Raw genomic sequence first — 25,678 nt, forward strand, 5'->3', positions numbered from 1 at the left:
GGGCAAAAGATCTACGTTAACTGACAGGTATTAACCCATGCGCAGTTTTTTCAATCCCGAACAATTGCTCCACCATCCGCGCAGCTACTACTCCCGAGGGCAGATGCGCACGCCGCAGGAGGTGCCCGAGCGCGCGCAACGGCTGGTGCGGGCGTCAAAGGCGTTGGGCTTTACGGTCGAGCAACCGGCTGATGCGGGGCTTGCTCCGCTGCTGGCGGTGCACGGTGCGCCGTACCTGACGTTCTTGCAGGAAGCGCATCAGCGCTGGAAGGAAATCCCCGAGGATTGGGGTGATGAGGTGATGTCGAACATCTTCGTGCGCGAGCCCAACGCCTTGCGTGGGGTTCTCGCTCAGGCCGCGCGTTATCTGGCGGACGGCAGTTGCCCGGTGGGTGAGCAGACCTGGCGCTCGGCTTATTGGTCGGCGCAAAGCGCGATTGCCGGCGCCCAGGCATTGCTCGATGGCGAGCCGGCCGCGTATGCCCTGTGTCGTCCGCCGGGTCATCACGCTCGGGCCGAAGCAGCGGGTGGTTTCTGCTATGTGAACAATGCTGCAGTGGCCGCTCAGGTGTTGCGTGCAGGGTTTGAGCGAGTCGCGGTACTCGACACTGACATGCACCACGGGCAGGGAATCCAGGAGATTTTTTACGACCGCAATGACGTGCTGTACGTTTCGGTGCACGGCGATCCGACCAACTTCTATCCGGGGGTTGCCGGGTTCAGCGATGAGCGCGGTGTCGGGGCGGGAGAGGGGTTCAACCTCAACTTGCCGATGGCCCATGGGGCGAGTGAGGCGGACTTTCTGGCACAGCTTGAAGTGGCGTTGGCGGCGGTGAAAGATTTTGCCGCCGAGGTATTAGTGCTGTCCCTGGGGTTCGATATTTTCGAGCTGGACCCGCAAAGCAAAGTAGCAGTAACCCGTGAAGGCTTTGCGCGACTGGGCGAGCGGATTCGCAGCCTGGGGTTGCCGTGTCTGATTGTGCAGGAAGGCGGGTATCACCTGGAGAGTCTTGAGGATAATGCCCGGGCGTTTTTTGTCGGGCCAGAGGTGTGGCGGCTCTGAGTTCGAGGGAGGCCAGAAGGCCGCTTTCGCGAGCAAGTTCCCGCAGGATTGATGCTCACCCTGTGGGGGCAAGCTTGCTCGCAATGGAGGTCTGACTATCCCTGCTACTTATCAATTTTTTCCGGCAACGGCGCAAACAACGCCTCGATATCATCGCTCTGCAATTTCCAGTCCCCAGTCTTGCGCCCATCCAGCACGCCTGCGGCCAGATCGGACTTTTCCTTCTGCAGATGCTGAATCTTCTCTTCCACCGTGCCCCTGGCAATCATCTTGTAGACGAACACCGGCTTCTCCTGGCCAATGCGATACGCGCGGTCAGTTGCCTGATTTTCCGTCGCCGGGTTCCACCAAGGGTCGTAGTGAATCACCGTATCGGCTTCGGTCAGGTTCAGGCCCACACCGCCAGCCTTCAGGCTGATCAGAAAGATCTGACGCTTGCCGCTCTGGAATTCCTTCACTGGCGTGCGTCGGTCGCGGGTCTGGCCGGTCAGGATCGCATACACCACGCCGCGTTTGTTCAGCTCGTCCTCGATCAGCGACAACATTGAAGTGAACTGCGAGAACAGCAGAATCCGCCGACCTTCCTCGAACAGCTCTTCAAGCATTTCCATCAGGCTATCGAGTTTGCCGGAGGTGCTGCCGCGGGCAGGCAGGGCGGCGTCGTTGACCAAGCGCAAATCACAGCACACCTGGCGCAGCTTCAGCAGCGCCTCAAGAATGATGATCTGGCTGCGCGCCACGCCTTTACGGGTGATCTCGTCGCGGACTTTTTTGTCCATGGCCAGGCGCATGGTTTCGTACACATCGCGCTGGGCTTCGTTGAGCTCGACCCAATGGACAATCTCGGTTTTCGGCGGCAGTTCGGTGGCCACCTGTTCCTTGGTCCGGCGCAGCAGGAACGGTTTGATCCGACCGTTCAGGTGTTGAAGTCGTACTTCACTGGCACGCTTTTCTATCGGCACGCGGTAATCGCGGTTGAAGCTTTTCACGTCACCGAGCCAGCCTGGCAGCAGGAAGTGGAACAGCGACCACAGCTCGCCCAAGTGGTTTTCCAGCGGCGTGCCACTCAGGCACAAACGCTGGCGAGCATTCAGCTCACGGGCGGCGTGGGCGGCTTTGCTGTTGGGGTTCTTGATGTACTGCGCTTCATCCAGCACCAGAACGTGCAATGGCTGCGCGGCCAGGCGTTCGACGTCTTTGGGCAGCAGTGCATAAGTGGTCAGGATCAGGTCGTAATCGGCCAGATTGCCGAAATGCTTTTTGCGGCTGATGCCGTACAGCGCCAGCACTTTGAGCTGCGGCGTGAAATGCGCCGCTTCGTCGAGCCAGTTGGGAATCAGGCTGGTGGGCATGACCACCATGCACGGCCGATCGAGGCGCCCGGCATTCTTCTCGCTGAGAATGTGCGCCAGGGTTTGTAGGGTTTTGCCCAGGCCCATGTCGTCCGCGAGAATCCCGCCGACTTCCAGTTGTCGCAACGATTGCATCCAGCTCAGGCCTTCGAGCTGGTACGGGCGCAAGGTGGCATTCAAACCTTCGGGCGCGGCGGCGGTGTGGTCCTTGATGTCGCGCAGGCGCTGGGCAAAGGTGCGGATCTGCTCGCCACCTTCCCAGAGCAGCGGCAGGTCTTCGAGCGGGTTCAGTCGCGTGGCGTCGGCCTTGCTCAGGCGCAGCGTGGTTTCGCCGGGCTCTTGCAGATAAAACTCGCCGAGGGTGGCCAGCACCGGTTTCAGGCGGCCGAAGGGCAGGGCTACCTGCAATGGGCCTTGGTCGGTGCTGCGGCGTTGCGGAATGTTCACCAGGATCAGTTCGTCGTCGCGACGTCGGGCGAGCCGTTCCGGGTTGAGGATTTCGGTGTGGGAGCGCACCAGGTTCAACAGGATCGGCAGCAGGCTCAGGCGTTCGCCGTTGACGATGATCCCCAGTTCCAGGTCGAACCAGTCGCGCTCCGGTGCCTGCTCGACGGTGGCGTACCAGTCGTCCACGGCGGTCAGGTCGAAGCCGAAATCCTCGTCGATCTGTAACTCCCAGCCTTGGGTGCGCAACTTCGGCAGTTCGTTGAGGGTGAAGGTCAGCCAAGCGCTGTCGTTGACCATCTCGTAGAGTTCGCCGGCACTTTCCGGCAAGGCCTTGCTTTGTCGGGTGGCGACTTTGAATCCGAGGATCCGTAGCTGTTCCCTGTAGGTCTGTTCGACTTCCGGGTGACGTTTTATCCGCAGCGTCTGTGTTTCCTGACGAATCAGGATGTCGGCGTTTTTCTGTCCGCTGACGTATTCGTCCAGATAGCTGAAGGACAATGCCGCGCGATGCTGAATGTAGCGCTGCATCTTGCCGTTGCGCGGTTCGAAGGCGCTGAACTCGATGCTCGCCAGCCACAGGCGCGGCACCGGTTGCACGTTGTCCACCAGCACTTGCGGCGGCGCTTTCGGGCTACGGTTTTCCAGTACGGCCTGAAGTTTTTCCAGCAGTTCGGCGTCTTTCGCGGCGGCCGGATATGCGAGGGTTTCCTGCACTTGCAGCAGCACTGCTGCGCAATGTTTGCAGTTGCTGTGAACCGGGCAGGTGCACGTGGCGTCGATCATCAGCAAGGTGCCTTTGGCCGACTCGCGCAGGCGAATGGTCTGACGGTAAACGTTACCGCCAGAGCCTTCGCAACTGGCGGTGATGGTGGCGTCGCCGACTTCGACGATCCTGACGCGGTTCTCCAGTGCGTAGCGACGGCCACGTTCCAGGCTCTGTTCCTTGAATCGGCTGACCCAGGATGTTGCCAGGGGTTTGCTCAGGGTCGCGGAGGACATAAGGGCTTCAATCAGTCCGGAATTTCATCGGGGACTGGCCGAGGCGCAGGGGCGGTCAGCGAGGTGATCTTGATCAACAGGCCCAGGTGGCCATTGTCGAGGAAGTTCAGCAGGCCGTTCTTGGTGTGGCTTTCCTGCTTCAGGCGTTCGCTGGCGGTGACCATGCCGTTGGTGTCAATGTTATTGACCCAGAAGTCGGCGTCGACGTCAGTGAAACGCCCCAGTTTCAGGTTCAACGTGCCCTCGATCGGGAATTGGCCAAACTGTTCCTTGCCTTCGCTGATCGCGATTTTGCTGGTTTCTTCACCCAGGTTCTGTTGCCAGGCCTTGTGCAGCAACACCGTGTATTCGTTGCTGGCGGTGAGTTTTTCCACTTCGGCATTCAGGCTTGGCGTACGAAAGCTGTCGGGGCTGATGCGTTGGGCACCGGCAGCCCAGTCTTCTGGCGCGGCGCGGCTGACGATGGCAGGCACGGCGTTTTGCCGTACCAGAATCATTTCAACCTGATACAGATCATCGGCAAACGCGGTCGAGGCGAGCAGCGACATCAACAACGTCATCAACAAGGTCAGTGAGCGAAACAGGCGCATGCGGCGTCCTTCAAGCAGTGGTCGGAATGAGGCGCTCGAATAGCGCCTCTACAGTATTAAAGCGTTCTTCCGGGCGCTCCATCGGCACGAGGAATTTGAACATCGTGGCGCCTTCGAATTTGTAGCGTTTGGGCTGGCTCTGGATCAGTTTGATCAGCGTCAGCGGGTCGACCGGGGTCTGTGCCGCGAACTCGATGCGACCGCCTTGCGGGCCGCCGTCGACTTTCTTGATGCCCAGCTGTTCGGCCTGCAATTTCAGCGCCGTGATCCGTACCAGGTTCTTGGTCGGTTCCGGCAACAAGCCGAAGCGGTCGATCATCTCCACTTGCAGGTCCTTGAGGCCTTCCTCATCGGTGGCCGAGGCAATGCGTTTGTAGAGAATCAGTCGAGCATGGACGTCCGGCAGGTAGTCTTCGGGAATCAACGCCGGTACACGCAGATTGACTTCCGGACCGCCACCCAGCGGTTGATCGAGGTTCGGCTGTTCGCCCTTGCGGATCGACTTCACCGCGCGCTCGAGCATTTCCATGTACAGCGTGAAACCCACGGCCTGGATCTGCCCGCTTTGGCCGTCGCCCAGCAGTTCGCCGGCGCCACGGATTTCCAGGTCGTTGGTGGCGAGCACGAAGCCCGCGCCGAGGTCCTGGGTATTAGCGATCGCTTCCAGACGTTTTTCCGCGTCGGGAGTGATTTGCTGGCGTGGCGGTGTCAGCAGGTAAGCATACGCCTGGTGGTGACTGCGACCGACCCGGCCGCGCAATTGATGCAGCTGGGCCAGGCCGAACTTGTCGGCGCGCTCGATGATAATGGTGTTGGCGCTCGGTACGTCGATGCCGGTCTCGATGATGGTCGAGGCGATCAGCACGTTGAAGCGCTTGTGATAGAAGTCGCTCATCACCTGTTCGAGTTCACGTTCGCGCATCTGCCCATGGCCGATGCCGATCCGCGCTTCGGGCACCAGTTCGGCGAGGTCGGCGGCGCATTTCTCGATGGTCTTCACGTCGTTGTGCAGGTAGTAGACCTGGCCGCCGCGCAGCAACTCACGCAGCAGGGCCTCTTTGACCGTGCTCTTGTTCTGTTCCATGACGAAGGTGCGCACCGACAAACGACGGGCCGGCGGTGTGGCGATGATCGACAGGTCGCGCATGCCCGACACCGCCATGTTCAGCGTGCGCGGAATCGGCGTGGCGGTCAGCGTCAGGATGTCGACTTCACTGCGCAGTGCCTTGAGCTGTTCTTTCTGACGGACACCGAAACGATGCTCCTCGTCGATGATCACCAGCCCCAGGTTTTTGATTTTTACGTCGTCTTGCAGCAGCTTGTGCGTGCCGATGACGATGTCGATCTTGCCTTCGGCCAGGTCCGCAACCGCGGCGTTCACTTCCTTGGCCGACTTGAAGCGGCTCATCACTTCCACGGTCACCGGCCAGTCGGCAAAGCGGTCGCGGAAGCTGTTGTAGTGTTGCTGGGCGAGCAGGGTGGTCGGCACCAGAATGGCCACCTGACGGCCGCCGTGCACCGCGATGAACGCCGCGCGCATGGCCACTTCGGTCTTGCCGAAACCGACGTCGCCGCAGACCAGTCGATCCATCGGTTTCGGCGCGAGCATGTCTTCGCGCACCGCTTCGATGGTGGTCTGCTGGTCCGGGGTTTCTTCGAACGGGAAACCGGCGCTGAAGGTCGCGTAGTCGGCTTTCGGGTCGGCGAAGGCATAACCCTCGCGAGCGGCGCGACGGGCATAAATGTCGAGCAATTCAGCGGCCACATCGCGCACCTGTTCGGCAGCTTTGCGCTTGGCTTTCTGCCAGGTCTCGGAGCCGAGGCGGTGCAGCGGCGCGAGGGCATCGTCGCTGCCGGTGTAGCGGGCAATCAGGTGCAGGTTGGCCACCGGCACGTACAGCTTGGCGCCTTCAGCGTATTCGAGGGTCAGGAACTCGGCGGCCTGGTTGTCGATTTCCAGGATCGTCAGCCCCAGATAGCGGCCGACACCATGATCGATGTGCACCACCGGCGCACCTTCGCGCAGCTCGGTGAGGTTTTTGATCACTGCATCGTTGTTCGCGTCGGCGCGTTTTTCGCGGCGACGGCGCTGCATCACGCGCTGGCCGAACAATGGACTTTCGGCAACCAGGGCCAGGGCTGGGTCGTCCAGCAACAGGCCTTCGTCGAGCGGCGCAATGGTGATCGCCAGGCGCTCTTTGCTGGCGACAAAGTCCGGCCAGCTGTCGACGGTTTTCGGTCGCAGCTTCAAGCGTTCCAGCAACTCCAGCAACACTTCACGACGGCCCGCGGACTCGGCGGTAAACAGCACGCGGCCGGGGAATTCGTCGAGGAAACTGGCCAGCGCCGCCAACGGCTGAGTGGCCTTGGCTTCGATGGCCAGGTTCGGCAGCGGCTGAGCCGGGAAGCGCTCGCGGCCGACACCGGTTTCGACATCCTGTTGGCTGGCCACCACACGGGGCCAGCTCTTCAGGCGTGCAAAGCAGTCTTCCACCGGCAGGAACAACTCGGCCGGTGGCAATAAAGGACGGGACGGATCGACACGGCGCTCTTCATAGCGGTTGCGCACATCGTTCCAGAAGTTTTCCGCGGCCTGTTCGATGCCCGGCAGGGAAAACACTTGCGTGTCCTGGGGCAGGTAATCGAACAGCGTGGAGGTTTCCTCGAAGAACAGCGGCAAGTAGTACTCGATACCCGCCGGGGTGATTCCGCTGCTCAAGTCCTGAAAGATCGGGCAGCGCCGGAAGTCGACATCGAAGCGCTCGCGAAACCGCGCCTTGAAGCGGGTCACGGCTTCTTTCTGCAGCGGGAATTCCTTGGCCGGTAACAGCTTGACCGAGTCGACCTTGTCGATGGAACGCTGGTTCTCCGGATCGAAAGTGCGCAGGGTTTCGATTTCGTCGTCGAACAGGTCGATGCGATAAGGCAACTTGCTGCCCATCGGGAACAGGTCGATCAGCGAGCCGCGCACGGTGAATTCGCCATGCTCGTAAACGGTATCGACGTAGCGATAACCGGTGGCTTCAAGCCGGGTGCGCATCTGTTCGACATCGAGTTTCTGGCCGACATCCAGCACCAGGCTGCTGCCGAGCAGGAATTGGGTCGGCGCCAGACGGTGCAGGGCAGTGGTGATCGGCACCACCAGCACGCCGTGCATCAGTTCCGGCAGCCGATACAGGCTGGCGATGCGTTGCGAGATGATGTCCTGGTGTGGCGAGAACAGGTCGTAGGGCAGGGTTTCCCAGTCGGGGAAGTGCAGAACAGGCAAATCCGGGGCGAAGAAACTCAGCTCCTGTTCCAGCCGTTCGGCACTCTGGCTGTCGGCGGTCAGTAGCAGGGTAAAGCGCTTGGCAGCGCTAGCGGCCTCGGCGATGGCCAGGCTCAAGGCGGCACCGGGCAGGTTGCCCCAGTGCTGTTTACCTGCCGCGGCAGGGAGAAGCGGTAGACGCAGAACGGGCACGGAAGGTTGAGCTCCAAGCGTTGCGACAAAGTCGGCAATTGTAACGGTCTCGAGTGCCGGCTGTCAGTTGCAGACTGTGTCTATACACACAGGTTGGGCAAAATGTAGTGGTAATGACAAAAACTAGCGCTTTAACAGTGAAAATGTAGTGCCGAAACCGCCCAGTGTTACGGAGGGTTACGGACACTGTGGTGTCATCGTCGAAAATTTGACTGTGCTGAAAGCCCCGTATTTACTGGGCTGGCGCGGGGCGTGATTTTTTTGAACGGAATTTTGTTACCGCTCCTGCGACAGGCGCGCATTGCTACGGAAGGGACTCGGCGGCATAATGTAGCCCCTTTTTTCTGCCCCTACATGTGGAAGGTTCCCGTGACTCAGAAGCCCGACCAGTGTCTTGGTGAATGGATCGACCGTGAAGCACTCGCAGAAGCGATGATTCCGCTTATCGGTCAGCTCTACCGCAATAACAACGTGGTGAGCTCGATCTATGGCCGCAGTCTGATCAACCAGTCTGTCATCGCGATCCTCAAAGCTCACCGCTTTGCTCGCCATCGCCAGTCCGATGACAGCGAATTGTCCGTCCACGAAACATTCCCGCTGCTCAAGGCAATGAGCGAGCTCAAGCTCGGCGCCGCTTCGGTAGATCTGGGCAAGTTGGCCGTCAAGTTCAAGGCCGAAGGCAATGGCCGTACCGCCGAAGCGTTCGTCCGTGACGAACTGGCTGATGTGGTCGGCAAGCAGAATGGTTCCGGCCGTACCGGCACCGACGTTGTCCTGTACGGCTTCGGTCGTATCGGCCGTCTGCTGGCGCGCATCCTGATCGAGAAAACCGGTGGTGGCGACGGCCTGCGTCTGCGCGCCATCGTTGTCCGCAAGGGCGCCGAGAACGATCTGGTCAAACGTGCCAGCCTGCTGCGTCGCGACTCGGTGCACGGTTCGTTCAATGGCACCATCACCATTGATGAAGCCAACAACACCATCACCGCCAATGGCAACCTGATCCAGGTTATCTACGCGAAGAACCCGACTGAAGTGGACTACACCCAGTACGGCATCAAAAACGCGCTGCTGGTGGACAACACCGGTGTATGGCGTGACGCCGACGGCCTGGGCCAGCACCTGGCCTGCCCGGGTATCGACCGCGTGGTTCTGACCGCGCCTGGCAAAGGCAAGCTGAAGAACATCGTTCACGGCATCAACCACGGTGAAATCACCGCTGACGACAAGATCGTTTCTGCCGCTTCCTGCACCACCAACGCCATCGTGCCGGTGCTGAAAGCTGTCAACGACAAGTTCGGCATCGTCAATGGTCACGTTGAAACGGTTCACTCGTACACCAACGACCAGAACCTGATCGACAACTTCCACAAAGGCGATCGTCGTGGCCGTAGCGCCGCGTTGAACATGGTTATCACCGAGACCGGTGCTGCCACTGCTGCCGCCAAGGCGCTGCCTGAGCTGGCTGGCAAGCTGACCGGTAACGCGATTCGCGTTCCGACACCAAACGTGTCGATGGCCATTCTCAACCTGAGCCTCGAGAAAGCCACCACCCGCGAAGAGATGAACGAGTACCTGCGCTACATGGCGCTGCACTCCGATCTGCATAAGCAAATCGACTTCGTCAACTCGCAGGAAGTGGTTTCCACCGACTTCGTGGGCTCGCGCCACGCAGGCGTAGTGGACGCTGAAGCGACCATCTGCAACGACAACCGCGTTGTTCTGTACGTCTGGTACGACAACGAATTCGGTTACAGCTGCCAGGTTGTTCGCGTGATGGAAGACATGGCCGGTGTAAACCCGCCAGCATTCCCGCGCTAAGCCTTAGCCGCACATGAAAACGCCCCGACTTCGGTCGGGGCGTTTTTTTTGTTTGTGCGCCTGGCGAGGGCGCAATCTGCCGGGAGAAAGTCCTGGCAGCCGGTTAGCCGCAGGCCTTCATGTCTACGGGCCCGACAAACTCGTTGCCGCGGCCCATCACGCACGCCACGCTCTGGTTGCGCTGACGTTCCCAGGCCTGAACCGGGTAGGTCTTGTTCCAGGCTTCATACAATTGCCGATCCTGTTTCGACAGGCGCAAGCCGTACTGCTTGCTCATGTAGAAATACGTCCGGGCGATCATGCCGCGAATGGAAGGACGGGGCATGACCTTCTTCGCCTTGAAGTCGATCTGAGTCAGGCACGAGCCATATTGACCCGACTGCACGGGCAGCCAGCCGAAACTGAAATTGCTCCGATCGCCATTCACCTCGCCGATGCTCGGCACCAGATTGTGCAGGTCGGCCTCGGCTTTTTGATAGGTCGGGTCGTAGCGCGTGCAGTTCTTGCGACCGCCTTGTTGCCAGCACTGACGCTGATGGCCGATCTGCCAGGCCGGGACAATGTGTTCCCACTCGATGCGCGAGGCGCGCTTGGTGTTTTTGCGTGGCACATAACCACAGGCGGCGAGGTTCACACGGTTGCCGGTGTATTTGCAGCCGCAATAAAACTCGGTGGATTGCGGAGCGTACAACTTCCAGGCGACTTTCTTGGCTTCGTTGAAGGTGCGTGGGGCGTCAGCCTGGGCGCCAAGGGTGATGAGCAGAAACAGCAAAGCAAGCCAGCGGACGCTCATTGACTCAATCTTCCTTCGGCACAACCCAGAAAATCTGCACACCGCCATCGTCGCGATGGGCGAGGGTGACGTTGTCGTTCTCGTCGATTTCTTCGAGCAAACGCTCCCACTCATCCACGGGTTCGTCCGGAAGACGGAAGATCAGTGCAGCTTTGGCTTTCTGGGCGGTGGGGGAATTGATGATTTTCTGAACGCGCATACCCAGGCGTTCGTAAGCGTCAGGAGAGGCAGAGGTGGTGGCCACGGAGTTATCCTTATTAAGCTGTACGTGCATACAGTATTTAACTGTAGGCATTTTCGCAACTGCTTAAAATTCAAGAAAATCCTCTGACAGTGGTTTTTTCCATTTGGTGTAGGGCGAAGGGAGATTTTTTATCGGAAAGAGGTCGTGAACCACTCGCCAGGACTGGCGAGTGGTGACAGCGGTGCCCGACCGCGAACGGGTCGGGCGAGGGCGAATCAGTATTCCCAGTACATCCGTTGCAGCTCTTTGCTGTCGTTGGTCTTGGTCAGTGCGACCATGGCCAGGATGCGGGCTTTTTGCGGGTTCAGGTCGTTAGCCACAACCCAGTCGTACTTGTCGTCAGGTTGTTCGGCGTTACGCAGCACGAAACCGCCAGCGTTGACGTGGGAGGAGCGAATGATTTGTACACCGTCCTTGCGCAGGGCCTGCAGGGCGGGAACCACGCGGGACGATACCGAGCCATTGCCGGTGCCGGCGTGGATGATGGCTTTGGCGCCCGACTGAGCAAGGGATTTGTAGGCGGTGTCACTGACGTTGCCATAGGAGTAGGCGATTTCGACGTCAGGCAGGCTCTTGATGGTTTTGATGTCGAATTCCGAGTCCATGGTGTGACGCTTGGCCGGCAGGCGGAACCAGTAGGATTTGCCTTCGACCACCATGCCCAACGGGCCCCAGGCACTTTTGAATGCCTCGGTCTTGATGTTGATCATTTTGCTGACATCGCGACCTGACTGGATTTCATCGTTCATGGTCACCAGTACACCTTTGCCGCGCGCGTCTTTGCTGCTGGCCACGGCGACGGCGTTGTACAGGTTCAGCATGCCGTCGGCCGACATGGCGGTGCCAGGGCGCATGGAACCGACGACGATAATCGGCTTGTCGGTTTTTTCCACCAGGTTCAGGAAGTAAGCGGTTTCTTCCAGGGTGTCGGTGCCGTGAGTGATGACAATGCCATCGACGTCCTTGCTGTCGGCCAGTTCAGCCACGCGACGCCCCAGTTGCAGCAGGTTGTCGTTGGTGATGCTTTCGGATGCGATCTGCATGACTTGTTCGCCGCGAACGTTGGCCAATTGGCTCAGTTCCGGAACTCCTGCGATCAATTGTTCGATGCCGACTTTCGCCGCTTGGTAGGTGGCGCTGTTGGCGGCGCTGGCGCCCGCGCCGGCAATGGTACCGCCGGTGGCCAGGATTACCACGTTCGCCAGTTTCTGTCGGGTTTCGACTTCTTTTGCCTGAAGGGCGGTAGGCAGAAGCATAAGCAGGGCCAAAGCACCCGGAATAAAAGTGTTGAAGGCAGATTTCATTATTGTTTTCTCTAGTAGTGAGACGGTGCAGATGCAGGTTCATCTAGAAGCGCCCCAAGCAGATCTGAACGCTGGGGGTGGAGAGGAAGAGCAGGATCTGTACCAGTCGGACGCTGGAGGAGGTGATATTTTAACCTGATGATTTTTATCAATATTGTTGCCGTGTCTGGCGATACTTCGCGCCCGGCCGTCCGGGTTTCCGAATAGGCTCAGCTTTTATGTTCGGCTCTCCGACCTTCATCGAGGAGGTCGCCTTGCAAAATCTAAAATCGGTGCTAAAGAAACCCGCACGTAGGTCGATGCTCCTTTAAAGGAATCTTTTTTTTCAGGAGTTCACATGTCGTTTACTGTCGGTTTTGCAAATGCAGGCGCTATCACTATCGGGGGCAAGTCCCCGGCGACCATCAGCGACTTGAGTGAAGCAACCTCCGACGCCTCGGCCCAGGCGCTGGGCGAAGAGCAGGGCGACGACAACCAGGTCAGAACCGGTGGCGGTGCGGCGGCTCAGGGCGAAAGCAAATCCGAGAAAACCAGCAATCAGAGTATTGCGGTGCAGGTATTGCTCAAGCGCATGCAGGAGCTGCAGCAGCAGCTGCGCGAACAGCAGCAACAGTTGGCGGCCGCTCAGGCAGCGAATTATCCGACCCCGGAAGCCAAGGCCACCGCTGTCATGACGATCCAGGGGCAAATCGCCGATACCAGTGCTGCGCTCGCGCAAGTGACAGGCAATCTGGTCAAGGAGCTGGCCAAGGATTCCAGCAGTGGCGGTCTGGTCAACACCACGGCGTGATGCAAAACGGGTTGGTTTTTGCCAATCGAGACATAGAACGGGGCGTTGACAAATCTCGGCAGGGTTCGCATAGTTCGGTCTACGCAAACGTTTGCGCGGTCGCCGTCGATGGTTTGATCCATTGATGAGCCAGCGCAAGCGTTGCTAAGAATAATCATAAGATCGGAGTGAACCCATGAAGCTGCCATTCGCTGGACGTCTTCTCGCTGTCGCTATGCTGGCTGCCGCATCCGCCGCGTTGCCTGTCTCTTCGGCATTCGCCGCAACCCCTGAAAAACCTAAAGTCGCGCTGGTCATGAAATCCCTGGCCAACGAGTTCTTCCTGACCATGGAAGACGGCGCCAAGGCCTACCAGAAGGACCACTCCGGCGACTTCGAGCTGATCTCCAACGGCATCAAGGACGAAACGGACACGGCCGGGCAGACGCGCATCGTCGAGCAAATGATCCTGTCCAAGGTCAACGCGCTGGTCATCGCTCCGGCAGATTCCAAGGCCATGGTCCCGGTCATCAAGAAAGCAGTCGATGCCGGTATCACCGTGATCAACATCGATAACCAGCTGGACCCGGCTGTCGTCAAAAGCAAAAACATCACCGTTCCATTCGTAGGCCCGGACAACCGCAAAGGCGCGCGTCTGGTGGGTGAATACCTGGCCAAGGAACTGAAGGCCGGTGACGAAGTCGGCATCATCGAAGGCGTTTCCACCACCACCAACGCCCAGCAGCGCACTGCCGGCTTCAAGGATGCGATGGAAGCGGCGCAGATCAAAGTCGTGTCCCTGCAGTCTGGCGATTGGGAAATCGACAAGGGCGGCAAGGTGGCCTCGTCGATGCTCAGCGAATACCCGAACATCAAGGCCCTGCTGGCCGGCAACGACAGCATGGCGGTCGGCGCGGTCTCTGCCGTGCGTGCCGCGGGCAAGGCCGGCAAGGTGCAAGTGGTCGGTTACGACAACATCAATGCGATCAAGCCAATGCTCAAGGACGGTCGCGTCCTGGCCACCGCCGACCAGTTTGCTGCCCGGCAAGCGGTGTTCGGCATCGAGACCGCGCTGAAAATCATCAAAGGCGAGAAAGTCGATAGCGGCGCCAACGGCGTCATCGAAACTCCGGTAGAGCTGGTTACCAAGTAGTCTTTCTGGCGACACAACGGTGCTCGCCTCTTGGGGCGAGCACATGGAGAGTTTTTATGTCAGTTTCCGCCCCGAACGCTGTCCTCTCGGTCAGCGGTATCGGTAAGACCTACGCTCAACCTGTCCTGACCGGCATCGACCTGACGCTGATGCGCGGCGAAGTGCTGGCGCTGACCGGCGAGAATGGCGCCGGCAAAAGCACGCTATCGAAAATCATTGGCGGACTGGTCACACCGACCACCGGCCAGATGCGATTCCAGGGGCAGGATTACCGTCCCGGCAGCCGCAGCCAGGCCGAAGAGCTGGGCATCCGCATGGTCATGCAAGAACTCAATCTGTTGCCGACATTGTCGGTGGCGGAAAACCTGTTCCTCGACAACCTGCCCAGCCTCGGTGGCTGGATCAGCCGCAAGCAACTGCGCAGGGCGGCGATCGAGGCCATGGCTCAGGTCGGTCTCGACGCCATTGACCCGGACACCCTGGTCGGTGAGCTGGGTATCGGCCACCAGCAAATGGTGGAAATCGCCCGCAACCTGATCGGCGATTGCCATGTGCTGATCCTCGACGAGCCGACCGCGATGCTGACGGCCCGTGAAGTCGAAATGCTGTTCGAGCAGATCACTCGCCTGCAGGCGCGCGGCGTGGCGATCATCTACATTTCCCACCGCCTCGAAGAACTGGCACGGGTGGCCCAGCGCATTGCGGTATTGCGTGACGGCAACCTGGTGTGTGTCGAGCCGATGGCCAATTACAACAGCGAGCAACTGGTCACCCTGATGGTCGGCCGTGAGCTGGGCGAACACATCGACATGGGCCCGCGCAATATCGGTGCTCCGGCCTTGACGGTCAAAGGGCTGACCCGTTCCGACAAGGTTCGCGATGTGTCCTTCGAAGTGCGCGCCGGCGAGATCTTCGGGATCTCCGGTTTGATCGGGGCAGGGCGCACCGAGTTGCTGCGCCTGATCTTCGGTGCCGATGCAGCCGACAGCGGCACCGTCGCGCTGGGTTCGCCGGCTCAGGTGGTGAATATTCGTTCGCCGGCCGACGCGGTCGGTCATGGCATAGCGCTGATCACCGAAGATCGCAAGGGCGAAGGCCTGCTACTGACGCAATCGATCAGTGCCAACATTGCCCTGGGCAATATGCCGGTGATTTCCAGCGGCGGCTTCGTCAACAACGCTGACGAGATGTCGTTGGCTCAGCGCCAGATCGACGCCATGCGCATTCGTAGTTCCAGCCCGACACAATTGGTCTCGGAACTGTCCGGCGGTAATCAGCAGAAAGTCGTGATCGGCCGCTGGCTGGAGCGCGACTGCACGGTGATGCTGTTCGACGAGCCGACCCGAGGCATCGACGTCGGCGCCAAGTTCGACATCTATACCTTGCTCGGTGAGTTGACCCGTCAGGGCAAAGCACTGGTGGTGGTGTCCAGCGACCTGCGCGAACTGATGCTGATCTGCGACCGCATTGGTGTGCTGTCGGCAGGTCGTCTGATCGACACCTTCGAGCGTGACAGCTGGACCCAGGATGATTTGCTTGCCGCCGCGTTCGCCGGCTACCAAAAACGTGATGCGTTGCTCAACGAAGCAGCGCCTAGGGATCTTCCATGAATACTGCAACTCTGGTCGGCAAACGTAGTGGCAATTTTTACGGCCTCGGCACTTACCTGGGCCTGGCCGGTGCCTTGCTGGCGATGGTCGCGCTGTTCTCTGTGTTGAGCAGCCATTTCCTGTCTTACGACACCTTCAGCACCCTGGCCAACCAGATTCCCGATCTGATGGTGCTGGCGGTCGGCATGACTTTCGTATTGATCATCGGCGGAATCGATTTGTCGGTGGGTTCGGTGCTGGCGCTGGCGGCGTCGACGGTCAGCGTGGCGATTCTCGGCTGGGGCTGGAGCGTGCTGCCGGCGGCGTTGCTGGGAATGGGCGCCGCGGCACTGGCGGGCACCATCACCGGTTCGATTACCGTGGCCTGGCGGATTCCGTCGTTCATCGTGTCCCTCGGTGTGCTGGAAATGGCACGTGGCCTGGCGTATCAGATGACGGGTTCGCGCACCGCCTACATCGGTGATGCCTTCGCCTGGCTGTCCAACCCGATCGCGTTCGGCATCTCGCCGTCGTTCATCATTGCCTTGCTGATTATCTTCATCGCCCAGGCTGTGCTGACGCGTACGGTGTTCGGTCGTTATCTGATCGGCATCGGCACCAACGAAGAGGCGGTGCGTCTGGCGGGGATCAATCCGAAGCCCTACAAGATTCTGGTGTTCAGCCTGATGGGGCTGTTGGCCGGTATCGCTGCGTTGTTTCAGATTTCTCGCCTGGAAGCGGCGGACCCGAATGCCGGTTCCGGTCTGGAGCTGCAAGTGATCGCCGCGGTGGTGATCGGTGGCACCAGCCTGATGGGCGGGCGCGGTTCGGTCATCAGCACCTTCTTCGGTGTGCTGATCATTTCCGTACTGGCGGCCGGTCTGGCGCAGATCGGCGCGACCGAGCCAACCAAACGCATCATTACCGGTGCGGTTATCGTGGTGGCGGTGGTGCTCGATACCTATCGCAGTCAGCGCGCAAGCCGGCGGACCTGAGTCATGGCAACGATCAAGGATGTAGCGGCACTCGCGGGCATTTCCTACACCACGGTTTCCCACGTGGTGAACAAGACGCGGCCGGTCAGTGAGGAAGTGCGAATCAAGGTCGAGGCGGCGATCAAAAGCCTCGACTACGTGCCCAGCGCTGTGGCCCGCTCGTTGAAAGCGAAAACCACCGCAACCATCGGCCTGCTGGTGCCCAACAGCCTCAACCCGTACTTCGCCGAGCTGGCCCGTGGCATCGAGGATTACTGCGAGCGCAACGGCTATTGCGTCATCCTCTGCAACTCCGACGACAACCTGGACAAACAGCGCAGCTACCTTCGCGTGCTGCTGGAAAAACGCATCGACGGCTTGATCGTTGCGTCTGCCGGTGGTGACAGCGGCCTGGCTGAAGGCCTGACGGGCGTGCGTACGCCGATGGTGATCGTCGACCGTGACCTGGAGGGTGTCGATGCGGACCTGGTGCGCATCGATCACGAATACGGCGCCTATCTGGCGACCCGGCACTTACTGGAGTTGGGGCATCGGGACATCGCCACGATTGGCGGACCGGCGAGTACCAGCGTGGCGCAGATGCGTCTGGCCGGTTATTGCCGTGCGTTGAAAGAGGCGGGTGTCGAGGTGCCGCGCGAGCGCATGCTGGAAAGCGACTTCACCAGCACCGGCGGTTACAACGCCGCCGCAATCCTGCTGGAAAAGAACCCGCCCAGCGCGATCTTCGCCGGCAACGACATGATCGGCATCGGTGTGTTACGCGCTGCTGCCGAGCGCAATATTCGTGTACCCACCGAGCTGTCGGTGATCGGCTTCGACGATATCCAGATGAGCCGTTACGTCTATCCGGCGTTGACCACCGTGGGCCAGTCGATCCTGCAACTTGGCGAGATGGCGGCCGAGGTGTTGTTGCGCCGGATTGCCGCGCCGGATCTGGCGACCGATCAGCGCATCGTGACGCCCAGTATTGTCCTGCGGGAATCGACCGCGCCGCTGGCTGGTGTGTTTGCTGAGTATCGCTAAACAAAAAGCACCGTTGAGCCGAAAGCACCGCTAAACAAAAAGCACCGCTGAAATCGAATTGATGAGTAAAGATGTATGCCAGCAAAAGTAGTGGTAATAGGCAGCCTGAACATGGACCTGGTAACCCGGGCGCCACGGCTGCCCCGTGGTGGTGAAACGCTGATCGGCCAGTCATTTGCCACGGTTTCCGGCGGTAAGGGCGCGAACCAGGCCGTGGCCGCGGCGCGCCTGGGAGCGCAGGTGTCGATGGTCGGTTGTGTCGGCAGCGACGCTTATGGCGAAGCGCTGCGCGGAGCGCTGTTGGCCGAGCAGATCGATTGCCAGGCAGTCAGTACAGTCGAAGATTCCAGCGGTGTGGCGTTGATCGTGGTCGATGACAACAGTCAGAACGCGATCGTGATTGTTGCCGGTGCCAACGGCGCGCTGACCCCTGAGGTGATTGATCGTTTCGACAGCGTGTTGCAGACGGCGGATGTCATCATCTGTCAGCTGGAAGTGCCGGATGCCACGGTCGGCCATGCGCTGAAACGCGGACGTGAGCTGGGCAAAACCGTGATTCTCAATCCGGCGCCGGCCAGTCGCCCGTTGCCGGCGGATTGGTATGCGGCCATCGATTACCTGATTCCCAACGAAAGCGAAGCCTCGGCTTTGAGCGGTTTGCCGGTGGATTCCCTGAGCACTGCCGAAGCCGCCGCAACCCGTTTGATCGCCATGGGCGCCGGTAAAGTGATCATCACCCTTGGCGCCCAGGGATCGCTATTCGCCAATGGCACACGCTTCGAGCATTTCCCGGCACCGACAGTGACGGCGGTCGATACCACCGCGGCCGGCGACACGTTTGTCGGTGGTTTCGCTGCGGCCCTGGCGGCCGGCAAAAGCGAGGCCGAGGCGATCCGTTTCGGTCAGGTTGCCGCTGCGCTGTCGGTCACCCGGGCTGGCGCGCAACCTTCGATTCCTACCTTGTCCGACGTACAGGCGTTTAAAGCACCATGAAAAAGACACCTTTGCTCAACGTCGCGTTGTCGCGGCTGATCGCATCCCTGGGCCATGGCGACACCGTCGTGATCGGCGATGCCGGCCTGCCGGTACCGCCCGGCGTTGAATTGATCGACCTGGCCTTGACCCACGGCATTCCGGATTTCATCAGTACCTTGAAGGTCGTACTCAGCGAAATGCAGGTCGAAAGCCATGTGCTGGCCCATGAAATTCTGGACAAAAAGCCGTCGGCCTTGAGCACCCTGGATGAACTGAATGCCGACGATGCGCTTGGTCGGCGCGAACTGCTCAGTCATGACCAATTCAAAGCGCTCAGCCGACAGGCTCGGGCGATTGTTCGTACAGGCGAATGTCAGCCGTACTGCAACATCATTTTGGTGGCTGGCGTAACGTTCTAACTTTCCGTTCTTCCCACGCACAAGGAGTGCGCTATGCACCGCTATGCTCAGAAACTGCATCACCTGCTTCGGAGTCTGCTGCTTTTGTCCCTGATTACCGCAACAAGCGCCCACGCGGCGCAAAAGATCGACTTGATCATCGACACCGATCCGGGTGCCGACGACGTGGTCGCCTTACTGTTTGCCCTGGCCTCGCCGGAAGAACTGAACATTCGTGCGCTGACCACCGTCGCTGGCAACGTGCGTCTGGACAAGACCTCGCGTAATGCGCGCCTGGCCCGCGAATGGGCGGGCCGCGAAGAGGTGCCTGTTTACGCGGGCGCACCGAAACCGCTGATGCGCACGCCGATCTATGCCGAGAACATCCACGGCAAGGAAGGCCTGTCGGGTGTCACCGTGCACGAGCCGAAGAAAGGCCTGGCCAAAGGCAATGCGGTCAACTATCTGATCGATACGCTGAAGGCCGCCAAGCCCCACAGCATCACCATCGCCATGCTCGGTCCACAGACCAACCTGGCCCTGGCGCTGATCCAGGAGCCTGAAATCGTTCAGGGCATCAAGGAAGTGGTGATCATGGGCGGTGCGCACTTCAATGGTGGCAACATCACCCCGGTGGCCGAATTCAACCTGTTTGCCGACCCACAGGCAGCGGAGGTGGTGCTGAAGAGTGGCGTCAAGCTGACGTATCTGCCGCTGGACGTGACTCACAAGATCCTTACCAGTGAAGCGCGCCTGAAGCAGATCGCCGCACTGAACAACAATGCCAGCAAACTGGTGGGCGATATTCTCAACGAATACGTCAAAGGCGACATGGAGCACTACGGTATTCCGGGTGGCCCGGTGCATGACGCCACGGTCATCGCTTACCTGCTCAAGCCGGAACTGTTTACCGGTCGTTCGGTAAACGTGGTGGTCGACAGTCGTGAAGGGCCGACCTTCGGTCAGACCATTGTCGACTGGTATGACGGCCTGAAGGCACCGAAGAATGCCTTCTGGGTTGAAAATGGCGATGCTCAGGGCTTCTTCGATCTGCTGACCCAGCGCCTGGCTCGCTTGAAGTAAGCCATAGACCCGCAGGTGCCAACCTGCGGGGTTTTCCGCTACTCGGTATCCGTTGCGCCCATGTAGTCGGCAGGGTACCTCTCGAGAACCTGAGTGATGAAGGTCTGGGCGGCCTGCGTCCCCAATTCCTTGACCAGCAAATCGATACCAATGATTGCCAGCTCTTCCGGACTGCCCGGGCTGTAAGAGCTGTGACCCTGTGGCCACTTGATTGTGATATTGGCTTCGATGCTTACGGTGGTCATGATGGCGCTCGTGAAGTCGGGAAAGTCTGAGTGTCGAGTTAACCATTTTGCAGGACGTTTGGCACTCCGACTTAGGCATCAGTGGAGGGCTATGCGACACTTGGTCTTTGACGAATTTTCAAGGATTGCGCTGTGCAGATCGATTTGAACACTCCTGACGGCTTGACCCTCGAAGCAGTGCGTCAGCTACTGGCCTCTGCCAGCGACGATGAGCACACCCAGTTGCGGGTCACCAAGGGCGGCATCGCCTACATTTCGTCGGGTGTCGTGGGCGGTACTGATATCGACGGGCTGCTGTTTCGCCTGGAAACATGGGCCAAGGGTTCGGGTTATGTCGGATTAGTCGCAGCCAGCGATGAGGTGTGGGTCATGCAGATCTTCAACGCGTTGAAAGAGAACTGGCCGAATCCGCCGTACGACTACATCGACGTCTATTGAACGCTGTTCATATTCAGTCACGATTGCGGGATGAACGGTAGGGCGATGCTCAGGCAAACTCACCATTCGTCCAGACCGAGGGCAGGGTGATAGCGCCCGCCTTGAAACCAAACACCAAAATGGCGGTCGCACGATCTCTGCTTAATTTTTGAAAAAAGGAGGCTTCATGCCTTGGAAGCTCGCGTCATTGGGTGCGTTGTTGGCCGCCACTCTGCTGGCCGGTTGCAGCAGTACGTCCACCGAGTCGGCAAAGGACCCTGTGGCGACCGATACCGGCCACAGCCGTTGTGAAGCAAAGGCTGCCGAATTCACCATTGGCAAAAAGGCTTCGCCCCAATTGCTGGAGCAGGCACGTACCCGTGCAGGCGCGCAGAATGCCCGGTTCCTCAAGCCTGATGACATGGTGACCCTGGAATACCGCTCAGACCGCCTGAACCTGAACACCGATAACAGCCTGGTGGTCACTCGCGTCAACTGCGGCTGATTGCTTCAGGCTTTTGTTTCGCCCATAAAAAACCCCGTCACATGGACGGGGTTTTTTTAGTGCGCCAGAAAATTACTCTGGGCGAACTTGTGCAGCTTGCATACCCTTTTGGCCTTTCTCAGCCACGAAGGAAACGGTTTGGCCTTCTTTCAGGCTTTTGAAACCGTCGCTTTCGATAGCTTTGAAGTGTACGAACAGGTCGTCACCGCCACCTTGAGGAGTGATGAAGCCGAAGCCTTTTTCATCGTTGAACCATTTAACGGTGCCGGTTTGGCGATTAGACATGGTGTATCTCCAAGAAACATATATTTTCAGTAGTACTGTGCTGCTCAGGCCAACTGGGCACACCGGAGTATCATAGTCGAAATGTTCGCTTTGGGAGCCCCCCGGACGTGCTGTTTGCCCTACAGTCGCGTTCTCTTTGTTGCTTTGTGTGGCTGAAAGCCCCGTTTTAAAAGGCTTTCAGCCGAAAGTAAAGACAATAAAAAAAGCTGTAAAACCTGCATAAATCGTACGAAAAAGCTGAAATCCATCACTTTTTATCAGCGTTGGGCCGAGTCAAAAGGACTTTTTCCTCACTTTTTAGCCGGTGCGTTGGCCTTGCATTTGGCGATCTGGCCCAGTGCCTTCTGTTGCAGTTCCGGGCTGGCCTTGTTGTCCATCAACGACTGAATGTCGCTGGCCGGGTACGATTTGATCGCATCGGCACCGCAAGCGCAGTGAGACTTGGCAGCCGCAGCGCCGATCTGAGGGGAAGCCGCTTGTGTGCACTGAGCCATGTACTTCTCACGCTCGCCCTTTGGCCAGTCGGCGTGGGCGGCCAGCGGTAGCAACAGGACGAGGGGTGCGACTACTGCGAATAAACGATTCAGACGCATGCTGAGATGCTCCTTTCGGGTCAATGTCTTTTATCTGATGGGTGACGTGGGGTTCAAGTTCAGCACTCTGGCATAAAAAGCCTGATTTGCCCCAGCAGAAAACCTCGGTGCATCGACGACCGTTCATCTGTGCTAGCATGCCCAGCTCGGGTGTTTGCAGGCTCCGGATGACCTTCCGTCCCGGCAGCGGCAAATGCGCGAATAACCCTGATTTGAATCCCAGTCACTCTGGTTCGGTTTTCCGGTTGGCCGCAAGGCTCCTGCCGCTGTAAGGCAGGCGTTCGTCATTGAATGGCCTGGATCGGATCTTGTACTGGCTCATCCCAACCCACGTGACCTTTGGTAGGGGTCACCACTAGGAGAGGAGGCGCCATGCCAACTATTACTCTTCCCGACGGCAGTCAACGTTCATTCGATCACCCGGTTTCCGTAGCCGAGGTCGCCGCATCTATCGGTGCAGGCCTGGCCAAGGCCACCGTAGCCGGCAAGGTCAATGGCAAGCTGGTCGACGCCAGCGACATCATCGACAGCGATTCTTCGCTGCAAATCATTACGCCAAAGGATGAAGAGGGGCTGGAGATCATTCGCCACTCTTGCGCCCACCTGGTTGGCCACGCGGTCAAGCAGCTGTACCCGACGGCCAAGATGGTCATCGGTCCGGTCATCGAAGAAGGCTTCTATTACGATATCGCCTTCGAGCGTCCTTTCACGCCCGACGACCTGGCCGCCATCGAACAGCGTATGCAGCAGCTGATCGAAAAAGATTACGACGTGATCAAGAAAGTCACTCCGCGCGCCGAAGTGATCGAAGTGTTCAAGGCTCGTGGCGAAGACTACAAACTGCGCCTGGTCGAAGACATGCCGAACGAGCAGGCCATGGGCCTGTACTATCACGAAGAATACGTCGACATGTGCCGCGGTCCGCACGTGCCGAACACGCGCTTCCTGAAATCCTTCAAGCTGACCAAGCTGTCCGGCGCCTACTGGCGTGGCGATGCCAAGAACGAGCAATTGCAGCGCGTTTACGGCACCGCATGGGCGGACAAGAAGCAGCTGGCGGCTTACATCCAGCGCATCGAAGAAGCTGAAAAGCGCGATCACCGCAAGATCGGCAAGCGTCTGGGCCTGTTCCACACCCAGGAAGAGTCGCCGGGCATGGTGTTCTGGCACCCGAACGGCTGGACTCTGTACCAGGTGCTCGAGCAGTACATGCGCAAGGTTCAGCGCGACAACGGTTACCTGGAGATCAAGACTCCACAAGTCGTTGACCGCAGCCTGTGGGAGAAATCCGGGCACTGGGCCAACTACGCCGACAACATGTTTACCACTCAGTCGGAAAACCGCGACTACGCCATCAAGCCGATGAACTGCCCGTGCCACGTGCAGGTGTTCAATCAGGGCCTGAAAAGCTACCGCGAGTTGCCGATGCGTCTGGCCGAGTTCGGTGCCTGCCACCGTAACGAGCCATCGGGTGCGTTGCACGGCATCATGCGCGTTCGCGCCTTCACTCAGGACGATGCTCACATCTTCTGTACTGAAGAGCAGATGCAGGCCGAATCCGCTGCGTTCATCAAGCTGACCATGGACGTCTACGCCGACTTCGGCTTTAAAGAAGTCGAAATGAAGCTGTCCACTCGTCCGGAAAAACGCGTCGGTTCCGACGAGTTGTGGGATCGCGCCGAAGCGGCATTGGCTGCAGCCCTTGATAGCGCGGGCCTGCCGTACGATCTGCAGCCGGGCGAGGGTGCGTTCTACGGTCCGAAGATCGAGTTCTCGCTGAAAGATTGCCTCGGCCGTGTCTGGCAGTGTGGTACCCTTCAGCTCGATTTTAACCTGCCTGTCCGTCTGGGAGCCGAATACGTCTCCGAAGACAACAGTCGCAAGCACCCGGTGATGTTGCACCGGGCGATCCTGGGTTCCTTCGAGCGCTTCGTCGGAATTCTGATCGAGCACTACGAGGGTGCATTCCCTGCGTGGCTGGCGCCGACCCAGGCAGTGATTATGAATATCACTGATAAACAAGCCGATTTTGCCGCCGAGGTTGAAAAAACTCTCAACGAAAGCGGATTTCGTGCCAAGTCTGACTTGAGAAATGAAAAGATCGGCTTTAAAATCCGCGAGCATACTTTGCTCAAGGTTCCCTATCTCTTGGTTATCGGAGATCGGGAAGTCGAGATGCAGACTGTCGCTGTGCGTACTCGTGAAGGTGCTGACCTGGGCTCGATGCCCGTCGCCCAGTTCGCTGAGTTTCTCGCGCAAGCGGTTTCCCGGCGTGGTCGCCCAGATTCGGAGTAATTATTATTAAGCGTGAAATGAGACAAGATAAACGAGCTGCACCGAAAGCCCCGATCAACGAGAATATCTCGGCACGCGAGGTTCGGTTAATTGGGGCTGAAGGTGAACAGCTTGGGATTGTGTCAATTGAAGACGCGCTTCTTAAGGCTGAAGAGGCCAAGCTGGATTTGGTGGAAATTTCCGCCGATGCAGTACCCCCTGTTTGCAAACTGATGGACTACGGCAAATCGATCTTCGAAAAGAAGAAGCAGATTGCTGCGGCCAAGAAAAACCAGAAGCAGATTCAGGTTAAAGAAATCAAGTTTCGTCCAGGGACGGAGGAAGGGGATTACCAGGTAAAACTGCGCAACCTGGTACGTTTCCTGAGTGACGGGGACAGGGCCAAGGTATCCTTGCGATTCCGCGGCCGTGAGATGGCCCACCAGGAGCTGGGGATGGAACTCCTCAAGCGAGTTGAAGGTGACTTGCTCGAGTACGGTTCGGTCGAACAGCATCCTAAGATGGAAGGACGCCAGCTGATCATGGTCATCGCCCCGAAAAAGAAGAAGTAATCAACAGGGCACGGCAGGCCTTCTGATTATGTTTATCAACTGAATGCGGAGTATCCGAACATGCCAAAAATGAAAACGAAAAGTGGTGCTGCTAAGCGGTTTTTGAAAACTGCTAACGGTATCAAGCACAAGCACGCTTTCAAGAGCCACATCCTGACTAAAATGTCGACCAAGCGTAAGCGTCAACTGCGCGGTAGCAGCTTGCTGCATCCGTCTGACGTGGCAAAAGTCGAGCGCATGCTGCGCCTTCGTTAATTTTAGTCAAGAATAGAGGAAGTAACTCATGGCTCGTGTAAAGCGTGGCGTCATTGCCCGTAAACGTCACAAAAAAATTCTGAAACTTGCTAAAGGCTACTACGGCGCTCGCTCGCGCGTATTCCGTGTTGCCAAGCAAGCGGTAATCAAGGCAGGCCAATACGCCTACCGTGACCGTCGTCAGAAAAAACGTCAGTTCCGCGCTCTGTGGATCGCTCGTATCAACGCTGGTGCACGTATCAACGGTCTGTCCTACAGCCGTTTCATCGCCGGCCTGAAAAAAGCGTCCATCGAGATCGACCGTAAGGTTCTGGCTGATCTGGCAGTGAACGAAAAAGCGGCGTTTGCTGCGATTGTCGAGAAAGCTAAAGCCACCTTGGCTTAAGTACCCCCGACAGTCACCCGGCCTCACCTCTGTGGGGCCAGGTGTTAAACGTCATAAATAGGGGAAGAGCCTTCAAGCTCTTCCCCTATTTT

Annotated in this window: 25 protein-coding genes; 16 read left to right on the forward strand and 9 right to left on the reverse strand. The window is 58.7% G+C overall.

Annotated features, from left to right (window positions below; all coding sequences use genetic code 11):
• Nucleotides 1-37: 37 nt before the first annotated feature.
• Nucleotides 38-1,063, forward strand: coding sequence for a histone deacetylase family protein (locus PMI21_RS08050; RefSeq protein WP_007940207.1), 1,026 nt, complete (start codon nt 38-40; stop codon nt 1,061-1,063).
• 104 nt (nt 1,064-1,167) lie between these two features.
• Here PMI21_RS08050 and PMI21_RS08045 read toward each other — a convergent pair whose 3' ends face one another.
• The 3 genes from PMI21_RS08045 to mfd are packed head-to-tail and all read right to left on the reverse strand — an operon-like array spanning nt 1,168 to nt 7,911.
• Entirely contained in the window at nt 1,168-3,861 is a 2,694-nt protein-coding gene (locus tag PMI21_RS08045; RefSeq protein ID WP_007940208.1) for a DEAD/DEAH box helicase, read from the reverse strand.
• An 11-nt stretch (nt 3,862-3,872) separates the two neighbouring features.
• The gene (locus PMI21_RS08040; protein ID WP_007940209.1) at nt 3,873-4,451 is read right to left on the reverse strand and encodes a CsiV family protein; all 579 of its coding nucleotides are present in this window, start codon (nt 4,449-4,451) and stop codon (nt 3,873-3,875) included.
• Between the two features lie 10 nt (nt 4,452-4,461).
• Entirely contained in the window at nt 4,462-7,911 is a 3,450-nt protein-coding gene (mfd, locus tag PMI21_RS08035) for a transcription-repair coupling factor (protein WP_007940210.1), read from the reverse strand.
• Between the two features lie 354 nt (nt 7,912-8,265).
• On the opposite strand from mfd, the gene PMI21_RS08030 reads away from it, so the two are divergent.
• Nucleotides 8,266-9,729, forward strand: coding sequence for a glyceraldehyde-3-phosphate dehydrogenase (locus PMI21_RS08030; RefSeq protein WP_007940212.1), 1,464 nt, complete (start codon nt 8,266-8,268; stop codon nt 9,727-9,729).
• 103 nt (nt 9,730-9,832) lie between these two features.
• Here PMI21_RS08030 and PMI21_RS08025 read toward each other — a convergent pair whose 3' ends face one another.
• From PMI21_RS08025 to PMI21_RS08015, 3 genes are all read right to left on the reverse strand, one after another.
• A complete protein-coding gene (locus PMI21_RS08025) occupies nt 9,833-10,522 on the reverse strand; it encodes an endonuclease (RefSeq protein WP_007940213.1) in 690 nt (229 codons plus the stop codon).
• 4 nt (nt 10,523-10,526) lie between these two features.
• The gene (locus tag PMI21_RS08020) at nt 10,527-10,817 is read right to left on the reverse strand and encodes a DUF1654 domain-containing protein (RefSeq protein WP_007940214.1); all 291 of its coding nucleotides are present in this window, start codon (nt 10,815-10,817) and stop codon (nt 10,527-10,529) included.
• 164 nt (nt 10,818-10,981) lie between these two features.
• On the reverse strand, nt 10,982-12,070 hold the full coding sequence (locus PMI21_RS08015; protein ID WP_007940215.1) for an asparaginase: 1,089 nt from the start codon (nt 12,068-12,070) through the stop codon (nt 10,982-10,984).
• 337 nt (nt 12,071-12,407) lie between these two features.
• Here PMI21_RS08015 and PMI21_RS08010 point away from each other — a divergent pair, with 337 nt between their 5' ends.
• The 8 genes from PMI21_RS08010 (at nt 12,408) to PMI21_RS07975 (ending at nt 20,055) form a co-directional block, all read left to right on the forward strand.
• Nucleotides 12,408-12,860 carry a hypothetical protein gene (locus PMI21_RS08010; protein WP_007940217.1) on the forward strand — a complete coding sequence of 151 codons (453 nt, stop codon included), beginning with the start codon at nt 12,408-12,410 and terminating at the stop codon, nt 12,858-12,860.
• Nucleotides 12,861-13,035: 175 nt separating this feature from the next.
• A complete protein-coding gene (locus PMI21_RS08005) occupies nt 13,036-13,992 on the forward strand; it encodes a sugar ABC transporter substrate-binding protein (protein WP_007940218.1) in 957 nt (318 codons plus the stop codon).
• A gap of 56 nt (nt 13,993-14,048) precedes the next feature.
• The gene (locus PMI21_RS08000; RefSeq protein ID WP_007940219.1) at nt 14,049-15,602 is read left to right on the forward strand and encodes a sugar ABC transporter ATP-binding protein; all 1,554 of its coding nucleotides are present in this window, start codon (nt 14,049-14,051) and stop codon (nt 15,600-15,602) included.
• Nucleotides 15,599-16,576, forward strand: coding sequence for an ABC transporter permease (locus PMI21_RS07995; RefSeq protein ID WP_007940220.1), 978 nt, complete (start codon nt 15,599-15,601; stop codon nt 16,574-16,576). Before PMI21_RS08000 ends, PMI21_RS07995 begins: the two co-directional genes overlap by 4 nt.
• Nucleotides 16,577-16,579: 3 nt before the next feature.
• Entirely contained in the window at nt 16,580-17,599 is a 1,020-nt protein-coding gene (locus PMI21_RS07990; RefSeq protein ID WP_007940221.1) for a LacI family DNA-binding transcriptional regulator, read from the forward strand.
• A gap of 75 nt (nt 17,600-17,674) precedes the next feature.
• Nucleotides 17,675-18,592, forward strand: coding sequence for a ribokinase (gene rbsK / locus PMI21_RS07985; RefSeq protein ID WP_007940222.1), 918 nt, complete (start codon nt 17,675-17,677; stop codon nt 18,590-18,592).
• Complete coding sequence (rbsD, locus tag PMI21_RS07980) at nt 18,589-18,993, forward strand: D-ribose pyranase (protein WP_007940223.1); 405 nt, start codon at nt 18,589-18,591, stop codon at nt 18,991-18,993. The genes rbsK and rbsD overlap by 4 nt, the downstream gene beginning before the upstream one ends.
• A 33-nt stretch (nt 18,994-19,026) precedes the next feature.
• Entirely contained in the window at nt 19,027-20,055 is a 1,029-nt protein-coding gene (locus PMI21_RS07975; protein WP_007940224.1) for a nucleoside hydrolase, read from the forward strand.
• A gap of 38 nt (nt 20,056-20,093) precedes the next feature.
• Here PMI21_RS07975 and PMI21_RS07970 read toward each other — a convergent pair whose 3' ends face one another.
• Complete coding sequence (locus tag PMI21_RS07970) at nt 20,094-20,300, reverse strand: hypothetical protein (protein ID WP_007940225.1); 207 nt, start codon at nt 20,298-20,300, stop codon at nt 20,094-20,096.
• A gap of 132 nt (nt 20,301-20,432) precedes the next feature.
• Between PMI21_RS07970 and PMI21_RS07965 the strand changes: the two genes are divergently transcribed.
• Nucleotides 20,433-20,738, forward strand: coding sequence for a hypothetical protein (locus PMI21_RS07965; RefSeq protein ID WP_007940226.1), 306 nt, complete (start codon nt 20,433-20,435; stop codon nt 20,736-20,738).
• A 166-nt stretch (nt 20,739-20,904) separates the two neighbouring features.
• Nucleotides 20,905-21,222 (forward strand): I78 family peptidase inhibitor, encoded by a 318-nt coding sequence (locus tag PMI21_RS07960; RefSeq protein ID WP_007940228.1) that lies wholly within the window; start codon nt 20,905-20,907, stop codon nt 21,220-21,222.
• A gap of 72 nt (nt 21,223-21,294) precedes the next feature.
• Here the strand turns inward: PMI21_RS07960 and PMI21_RS07955 are convergent, their stop codons facing one another.
• Entirely contained in the window at nt 21,295-21,507 is a 213-nt protein-coding gene (locus PMI21_RS07955; RefSeq protein ID WP_003179963.1) for a cold-shock protein, read from the reverse strand.
• 290 nt (nt 21,508-21,797) lie between these two features.
• Entirely contained in the window at nt 21,798-22,100 is a 303-nt protein-coding gene (locus PMI21_RS07950; RefSeq protein WP_007940230.1) for a hypothetical protein, read from the reverse strand.
• Between the two features lie 372 nt (nt 22,101-22,472).
• On the opposite strand from PMI21_RS07950, the gene thrS reads away from it, so the two are divergent.
• From thrS to rplT, 4 genes are read left to right on the forward strand one after another with little or no spacing between them, the layout of a single operon-like run.
• Nucleotides 22,473-24,395, forward strand: coding sequence for a threonine--tRNA ligase (gene thrS / locus PMI21_RS07945; protein ID WP_007940231.1), 1,923 nt, complete (start codon nt 22,473-22,475; stop codon nt 24,393-24,395).
• Nucleotides 24,395-24,946 carry a translation initiation factor IF-3 gene (gene infC, locus PMI21_RS0128255; RefSeq protein WP_172435341.1) on the forward strand — a complete coding sequence of 184 codons (552 nt, stop codon included), beginning with the start codon at nt 24,395-24,397 and terminating at the stop codon, nt 24,944-24,946. Before thrS ends, infC begins: the two co-directional genes overlap by 1 nt.
• Nucleotides 24,947-25,006: 60 nt before the next feature.
• Complete coding sequence (gene rpmI / locus PMI21_RS07940) at nt 25,007-25,201, forward strand: 50S ribosomal protein L35 (RefSeq protein ID WP_002553160.1); 195 nt, start codon at nt 25,007-25,009, stop codon at nt 25,199-25,201.
• A 28-nt stretch (nt 25,202-25,229) separates the two neighbouring features.
• Complete coding sequence (rplT, locus tag PMI21_RS07935; RefSeq protein WP_007905879.1) at nt 25,230-25,586, forward strand: 50S ribosomal protein L20; 357 nt, start codon at nt 25,230-25,232, stop codon at nt 25,584-25,586.
• Nucleotides 25,587-25,678: the final 92 nt, after the last annotated feature.

This window comes from Pseudomonas sp. GM18 (genome assembly GCF_000282195.1).
Lineage (GTDB): Bacteria > Pseudomonadota > Gammaproteobacteria > Pseudomonadales > Pseudomonadaceae > Aquipseudomonas.

What these genes read in the sequence shown, in the direction of transcription:
- PMI21_RS07955 (WP_003179963.1), bottom strand. Translation starts at nt 21,507, where the DNA reads ATGTCTAATCGCCAAACCGGCACCGTTAAATGGTTCAACGATGAAAAA.
- rpmI (WP_002553160.1), top strand. Translation starts at nt 25,007, where the DNA reads ATGCCAAAAATGAAAACGAAAAGTGGTGCTGCTAAGCGGTTTTTGAAA.
- rbsD (WP_007940223.1), top strand. Translation starts at nt 18,589, where the DNA reads ATGAAAAAGACACCTTTGCTCAACGTCGCGTTGTCGCGGCTGATCGCA.
- PMI21_RS07990 (WP_007940221.1), top strand. Translation starts at nt 16,580, where the DNA reads ATGGCAACGATCAAGGATGTAGCGGCACTCGCGGGCATTTCCTACACC.
- PMI21_RS08015 (WP_007940215.1), bottom strand. Translation starts at nt 12,070, where the DNA reads ATGAAATCTGCCTTCAACACTTTTATTCCGGGTGCTTTGGCCCTGCTT.
- PMI21_RS08050 (WP_007940207.1), top strand. Translation starts at nt 38, where the DNA reads ATGCGCAGTTTTTTCAATCCCGAACAATTGCTCCACCATCCGCGCAGC.
- PMI21_RS08000 (WP_007940219.1), top strand. Translation starts at nt 14,049, where the DNA reads ATGTCAGTTTCCGCCCCGAACGCTGTCCTCTCGGTCAGCGGTATCGGT.
- PMI21_RS07950 (WP_007940230.1), bottom strand. Translation starts at nt 22,100, where the DNA reads ATGCGTCTGAATCGTTTATTCGCAGTAGTCGCACCCCTCGTCCTGTTG.
- PMI21_RS08005 (WP_007940218.1), top strand. Translation starts at nt 13,036, where the DNA reads ATGAAGCTGCCATTCGCTGGACGTCTTCTCGCTGTCGCTATGCTGGCT.
- thrS (WP_007940231.1), top strand. Translation starts at nt 22,473, where the DNA reads ATGCCAACTATTACTCTTCCCGACGGCAGTCAACGTTCATTCGATCAC.
- PMI21_RS08020 (WP_007940214.1), bottom strand. Translation starts at nt 10,817, where the DNA reads ATGCCTACAGTTAAATACTGTATGCACGTACAGCTTAATAAGGATAAC.
- PMI21_RS07975 (WP_007940224.1), top strand. Translation starts at nt 19,027, where the DNA reads ATGCACCGCTATGCTCAGAAACTGCATCACCTGCTTCGGAGTCTGCTG.
- rbsK (WP_007940222.1), top strand. Translation starts at nt 17,675, where the DNA reads ATGCCAGCAAAAGTAGTGGTAATAGGCAGCCTGAACATGGACCTGGTA.
- PMI21_RS08040 (WP_007940209.1), bottom strand. Translation starts at nt 4,451, where the DNA reads ATGCGCCTGTTTCGCTCACTGACCTTGTTGATGACGTTGTTGATGTCG.
- PMI21_RS08025 (WP_007940213.1), bottom strand. Translation starts at nt 10,522, where the DNA reads ATGAGCGTCCGCTGGCTTGCTTTGCTGTTTCTGCTCATCACCCTTGGC.
- PMI21_RS07960 (WP_007940228.1), top strand. Translation starts at nt 20,905, where the DNA reads ATGCCTTGGAAGCTCGCGTCATTGGGTGCGTTGTTGGCCGCCACTCTG.
- PMI21_RS07995 (WP_007940220.1), top strand. Translation starts at nt 15,599, where the DNA reads ATGAATACTGCAACTCTGGTCGGCAAACGTAGTGGCAATTTTTACGGC.
- PMI21_RS07970 (WP_007940225.1), bottom strand. Translation starts at nt 20,300, where the DNA reads ATGACCACCGTAAGCATCGAAGCCAATATCACAATCAAGTGGCCACAG.
- PMI21_RS08010 (WP_007940217.1), top strand. Translation starts at nt 12,408, where the DNA reads ATGTCGTTTACTGTCGGTTTTGCAAATGCAGGCGCTATCACTATCGGG.
- PMI21_RS08045 (WP_007940208.1), bottom strand. Translation starts at nt 3,861, where the DNA reads ATGTCCTCCGCGACCCTGAGCAAACCCCTGGCAACATCCTGGGTCAGC.
- rplT (WP_007905879.1), top strand. Translation starts at nt 25,230, where the DNA reads ATGGCTCGTGTAAAGCGTGGCGTCATTGCCCGTAAACGTCACAAAAAA.
- PMI21_RS08030 (WP_007940212.1), top strand. Translation starts at nt 8,266, where the DNA reads ATGTGGAAGGTTCCCGTGACTCAGAAGCCCGACCAGTGTCTTGGTGAA.